This window comes from Verminephrobacter aporrectodeae subsp. tuberculatae At4, from assembly GCF_000193225.1.
Classification (GTDB): Bacteria; Pseudomonadota; Gammaproteobacteria; order Burkholderiales; family Burkholderiaceae_C; genus Acidovorax; species Acidovorax aporrectodeae.
The window spans coordinates 1-5,164 of sequence record NZ_AFAL01000049.1 but is presented as its reverse complement, the minus strand read 5'-3'; the positions used below and the strand labels follow the sequence as shown (position 1 = coordinate 5,164).

At 67.9% G+C, this 5,164-nt stretch carries 5 protein-coding genes; 2 read left to right on the top strand and 3 right to left on the bottom strand.

The features are described from left to right. Nucleotides 1-93 precede the first annotated feature (93 nt). Both VTU_RS0102030 and metK read right to left on the bottom strand, forming a co-directional pair. Nucleotides 94-1,113, bottom strand: coding sequence for an adenylyltransferase/cytidyltransferase family protein (locus VTU_RS0102030; RefSeq protein ID WP_010100237.1), 1,020 nt, complete (start codon nt 1,111-1,113; stop codon nt 94-96). Nucleotides 1,114-1,160: 47 nt separating this feature from the next. Then, complete coding sequence (gene metK, locus VTU_RS0102025) at nt 1,161-2,345, bottom strand: methionine adenosyltransferase (protein WP_010100236.1); 1,185 nt, start codon at nt 2,343-2,345, stop codon at nt 1,161-1,163. A gap of 132 nt (nt 2,346-2,477) precedes the next feature. Between metK and VTU_RS0102020 the strand changes: the two genes are divergently transcribed. Both VTU_RS0102020 and VTU_RS0102015 read left to right on the top strand, forming a co-directional pair. Beyond that, entirely contained in the window at nt 2,478-3,332 is an 855-nt protein-coding gene (locus tag VTU_RS0102020) for a lysophospholipid acyltransferase family protein (RefSeq protein ID WP_010100235.1), read from the top strand. Next, nucleotides 3,329-4,198 carry an LpxL/LpxP family acyltransferase gene (locus VTU_RS0102015; protein ID WP_010100233.1) on the top strand — a complete coding sequence of 290 codons (870 nt, stop codon included), beginning with the start codon at nt 3,329-3,331 and terminating at the stop codon, nt 4,196-4,198. Before VTU_RS0102020 ends, VTU_RS0102015 begins: the two co-directional genes overlap by 4 nt. Nucleotides 4,199-4,297: 99 nt before the next feature. On the opposite strand, the gene VTU_RS0102010 is transcribed toward VTU_RS0102015, so the two are convergent. Further along, nucleotides 4,298-5,164, bottom strand: an 867-nt coding sequence (locus VTU_RS0102010) for a LysR family transcriptional regulator (protein ID WP_029554020.1), incomplete at its 5' end; no start/stop codon positions are given.

The window sequence follows — 5,164 nt, the reverse complement described above, 5'->3', positions numbered from 1 at the left end:
GGGGTTTGTCTTTGTGCAACTGTTTCGGGGGGGCGTCACCCCGCATGCTTTTCAGCGCCGATTTGTTTGCAGCCATGGCCGCATGGGTGTTTCTCAGCCGGTGGTGATGGACAGGAAGTGATCCAGGATGTGGAAGTGGTCTTCGAAGAATTCCTCCTCCATGGCCGCCAGTTGCACGATCGGAGTCCATGGCAGTTGCAACGCAGCGTCGCCGGTCTGCGCCGTGGGGAAGGCCGACGTTCCAAGGTCGAAATAATGCGCGTGCGCCAGGGTGCGTCCGCGCTGGCTGCGCTCGGGGTGGTCGAATACGGCCATGGACCGGAATGCGGCGCGCAGGGCGGCTTCGGGCAGCGTGCAGCGGGCTTCCTCGCGCAACGCGCGCAGGCACGATTGCCACACGGTTTCACGCGGCGCGATGCAGCCTTCGGGAACGGCCAGCAGCCCCTTCCCGGGGGCGCTGGCGCGGCGCATCAGCAGCACCTGGTCCTGGCAGCGCAGCACGGCGCCCACTGCCACGAATACGGGCGTGCAGGACTGGCGGCAGCCGCGCAGCATGCGCCAATCCTCTTGCAGGGCGGGGTATTGCGGGGTTTGTGCGAAGCGTTCCAGCGCCGCGAGGGTGCTTGGGGGAATCTCGTTGGCCAGGGGGGCGAGCGCAGGGCGCACGGTGTCGGGCGTCGCGCCAAAGTACGCGTCGCGGATCGCGGCGGCGTCGATTCGGCCCTGGCGCGGCACAGGGATCAGTTCCCAGCCCGGGAATGCGTCCAGGTAGCTGCTCGTGGCGTCCTTGAAATGCCCCACCAGAGCGGTGCGCGCTCCGCCTGCCGTGATCCGGGCCACGCCCTGGCGCACGGCGTTGACCCACAGGGCTTCGTTGTAGTGGTCACGCACGGCCAGCGTTTGCACGCGGGCGTTGGCTGCGGCGGGCAGGGCAGCGCGCAGCATGGCTTCGCGTTCCTGCCAGGTGAAAGGGTTCTTGAGCGAGCGTGCCTGCCAGGCCGAGCCCAGTACCACGATGACCTGCGGCGCGCTGTCGAGTGCGCGCCGCAGCAGGGCCAAGTGGCCGTTGTGGACGGGCTCGAAACGCCCGATGCAGATGGCGGTGTCGTACATATGTCTCCGGTCCGCCGCGCGGGACCTGCGCGCCGGCGCCGCGCAGCTTACAGGCCGGCTGCCGCACGCAGGGCACCGGCCTTGTCCGTTCGCTCCCAAGTGAACTCGGGTTCTTCGCGTCCGAAATGGCCGTAGGCGGCGGTCTTTTCGTAGATCGGGCGCAGCAGGTCGAGCATCTGGATGATGCCCTTGGGGCGCAGATCGAAATGTTCGCTGACCAGCGCGGCAATGCGCTCGTCAGCGATGACGCCCGTGCCCTCGGTGTACACGGTGATGTTCATGGGCCGGGCAACCCCGATGGCATACGCCACCTGGATCTGGCACTGGCGCGCCAAGCCCGCGGCCACGATGTTCTTGGCCACGTAGCGCGCGGCGTAGGCTGCCGAGCGGTCTACCTTCGTCGGGTCCTTGCCGCTGAACGCGCCGCCGCCGTGCGGGCAGGCACCGCCGTAGGTGTCGACGATGATCTTGCGGCCCGTGAGGCCGCAGTCGCCCTGCGGGCCGCCGGTGACGAAGCGGCCGGTGGGGTTGATCAGGTAGCGCGTGTGCGGCAGCAGCCATTCCTTGGGCAGCACGGGCCGGATGATTTCCTCGACGACCGCGTCGATGAAACTTTGCTTCATCCTGGTCGCGGTCTCCGACTGGTCGGGGTCGTGCTGGGTGGAGAGCACCACGGTGTCGATGCTGTGCGGCCTGCCGTCCACGTAGCGCAGCGTGACCTGGCTCTTGGCGTCGGGGCGCAGAAAGGGCAGGCGGCCGTCCTTGCGCAACTGGGCCTGGCGTTCGACCAGGCGGTGCGCGTAGTAGATCGGCGCGGGCATGAACTCGGGCGTTTCGTCGCAGGCGTAGCCGAACATCAGGCCCTGGTCGCCGGCGCCGGTGTTCAAGGGGTCGTCGCTTGCGTGGTCCACGCCCTGGGCGATGTCCCCGCTCTGCTTGCCGTAGGCCACGAGCACGGCGCAGCCCTTGTGGTCGATTCCATAGTCGGTGTTGTCGTAGCCGATGCGCCGGATGGTGTCGCGCGCCACCTGGGTGTAGTCCACGTGCGCCTTGGTGCTGATTTCGCCGGCCAGCACCACGAGGCCGGTGCCGACCAGTGTCTCGGCAGCGACGCGGCTTTCGGGGTCCTGCCGGAAGACCGCGTCCAGGATGGCGTCCGAGATCTGGTCGGCTACCTTGTCGGGGTGGCCTTCGGAGACGGATTCCGAGGTGAAGAGAAAGTCGTTCGCCATTTGAATAAACTCCTGGGTTTCGGTATTTGGGGCGTTGCCCTGACTCCGTGGGAGCTTTGGCGAACGCTTTAGCAGATTTTTTTAACGTCGCCCTGCAAGTTGCTCATTTAACTCAGCGACCCTGCCATTCTAATGCCAGTCGTTTTCCGATTTCTTTCCGTGTTTCCACTGTGGTTTTTGCATGCGCTGGGCGCAGCCTTGGGCTGGGTGGCGTTCTGTGCGTCGCCCACGTACCGGCGCCGCTTTCGCGCGCATTCGGCGCTCGCGGGCTATCCGTTTCGCGCCGTGCGCGCCGCCGTGGCGCATGCGGGCCGCATGGTGGCCGAACTGCCGCGCCTGTGGCTGGGGGCGCCGCTGTCCTGCCACCTGGAGGGCGAGTCCTGCGTGGAGCGGGCCTACGCGGCCGGGCGCGGCATCGTGTTCCTCTCACCGCACCAGGGCTGTTTCGAGATCGTGGTGCAGGCGATCGCGCAGCGCTGGGGCGCCGAGCACGGACCGATCACCGCGCTCTACCGCCCCGCACGCCAGGCCTGGTTGGCCAAGCTGATGGAAACCGCGCGCAACCGGCCCGGCGTGCTGCTGCTGCCCACCACGCTCGCGGGCGTGCGCCAGATGATCCGGGCGCTGCGCCGTGGCGAGGCCGTGGGCCTGCTGCCCGACCAAGTGCCGCCGCAGGGGCAGGGTCAATGGACGCCCTTCTTCGGCCGCGACGCCTACACCATGACCCTGGCCGTGCGCCTGGCGCAGCAGACGGGCGCTGCCATCGTGCTGGCGCGCTGCGAGCGCCTGGCCTGGGGCCGTGGTTTCGTCACCTATTTCGAACCGCTGGCGCAGCCGCTGTCAGCCCCGTTGGAGGCCGCCGTCTTGCAAATCAATCAGGCCATGGAATACCTCATTCGCCAATGCCCCGGGCAGTACCTCTGGGGCTACGGCCGCTACAAGCCACCGCGCGCCGTGCCCCCTTCTTCTGCCGGGGTGGACGCATGACGGGGCGCCTGGGGGTATGGTTCATGCGGGTGCTGGCGCGCCTGCCGCTGCCCGTGCTGCGCGGCATGGGCTGGTTCATCGGGCGCGTTCTGTACGCGCTGGCCGTGCCGCGCCGCCGCGTGGCATTGCGCAATCTGGCCCTGTGCTACCCGCAGGCCAGCGCGCGGCAGCGCCGCCAATGGGCGCGCGAAACCTTTGTGCTGTTCTGCCAGTCGTGGCTGGACCGCAGCTGGCTGTGGCTCGCGCCGGCGGACGTGGTGCTGCGGCGCGTGCAATTGCAGGGCGCATTGGAGGAATTGCAGGGCGATGCCCCCTGCATCATCTTTGCGCCGCATTTCTACGGCATGGATGCCGGAGGCTCGGCGCTGACGCTGCATACGTCGCGGGCGTTCACGTCGATCTTCTCCACCCACCCCAGCCCGGCAGTCGACGCCTGGTTGCGCGCGGGCCGCCAGCGCTTTGGCAATGTGCGCATGCTCAACCGCAGCGGCAGTGTGAAACCCATCATCGAGAATCTGCGCCGGGGGGGCCTGCTGTATCTGCTGCCGGACATGGACTTTGGCCGCAACGACTCGCTGTTCGTTCCGTTCTACGGCGTTGCGGCCGCCACGCTGCCCTCGCTCCCGCGCTTTGCGCGGCTGGGGCGGGCGAAGGTGATTGCAATGGTCACGCGCCTCACCCGCGCCGGCTACTGCGCCGAAATCACGCCCGCCTGGCCCGACTATCCGAGCGCCGACGCCGAGGCCGATACGGCGCAGATGAATGCGCGGCTGCAAACCTACATCGACGCCGCGCCGGGCCAGTACTACTGGGTGCACAAGCGCTTCAAGACGCGGCCCGAGGGCGAGCCTCCGGTGTACTCCTGAGACCGATCCCTGATCCGGACCGGGCGCCGGCTGCGCAGACGCTGCGTGGCAGGAGCACGCCCGGTGGGATGCGCCGTGTGCATCCGGGGCGTGGCCCCATCAGCCTGCCGTGTGCGCATCTTGCAGACACTGGGCAAACGCCTGCGCCGCTCTGGCGGGTACGAGCGAGCGGCGCATCAGGCTCACGAACTGGCAGTTGTAGCGAAACAGCGCCGGGTTCACGGCCTGCATGCGGCCCTGGCGCTCGAACGCCTCGGCGTAGTGGTCCGGCAAGAAACCGAGAAAGCGGCCCGACAGGATCAGCGTGGCGATGGACTCCTGGTCAAAACCGGTGGCCGCGCGCCGCAGCTGGGCCTGGTGGCTCAGTTCCATGTTCGGCGAGTGGTAGCCCAGCCCGGCAAATTGGTAGTGGCGCACCGCCTGCCAACCGGCGGGGGGTGTGGACGCACCAAACAGCGGGTGGTCCGCTCCGCAGTACAGCAACATGGACTCGGCAAACAGGTTGGCGTAGGCCAGGCTGTGCGAGTTGCGGTGCGCGGGGATGATTCCTACTTGGTAGCTGCCGTCGATGACACCGCGCTCGATGGCGTTGATCGAGCCCACGTGCAGTTGCAACTGCACATCCGGCGCCGCGGCGCTGAAGGCGGCGATGGCCTGGCCGATGCGCGCCGCCGGGTTGCTCGCCGTCTTGTCGAAAATGGCCACCGCCAATTGCCCGCCCATGCGGCAGTGGATGTCGTCGATGCTGTCGCGAAAGCCGCGCACCGAGGCCAGCAAGCGCAGGGTCTCGTCGTACACCCGCTGGCCTTCGGCGGTGAGCGCAAATCCTCCCCGGCCGCGGCGGCACAGCGTCAGGCCCAGGCGCGTCTCCAGGTCTTTCATGTGGCGGCTCACGGTGCTCGCGCCGATATTCAGCTCAAGCTCGGCGGCCGCCATGCCGCCGCATTCGACCACGCTCTTGAACAC

Bases quoted from the DNA above. Each gene is read 5' to 3' on its own strand.
- VTU_RS0102030 (WP_010100237.1), bottom strand. From the start codon at position 1,113: ATGTACGACACCGCCATCTGCATCGGGCGTTTCGAGCCCGTCCACAAC.
- metK (WP_010100236.1), bottom strand. From the start codon at position 2,345: ATGGCGAACGACTTTCTCTTCACCTCGGAATCCGTCTCCGAAGGCCAC.
- VTU_RS0102020 (WP_010100235.1), top strand. From the start codon at position 2,478: ATGCCAGTCGTTTTCCGATTTCTTTCCGTGTTTCCACTGTGGTTTTTG.
- VTU_RS0102015 (WP_010100233.1), top strand. From the start codon at position 3,329: ATGACGGGGCGCCTGGGGGTATGGTTCATGCGGGTGCTGGCGCGCCTG.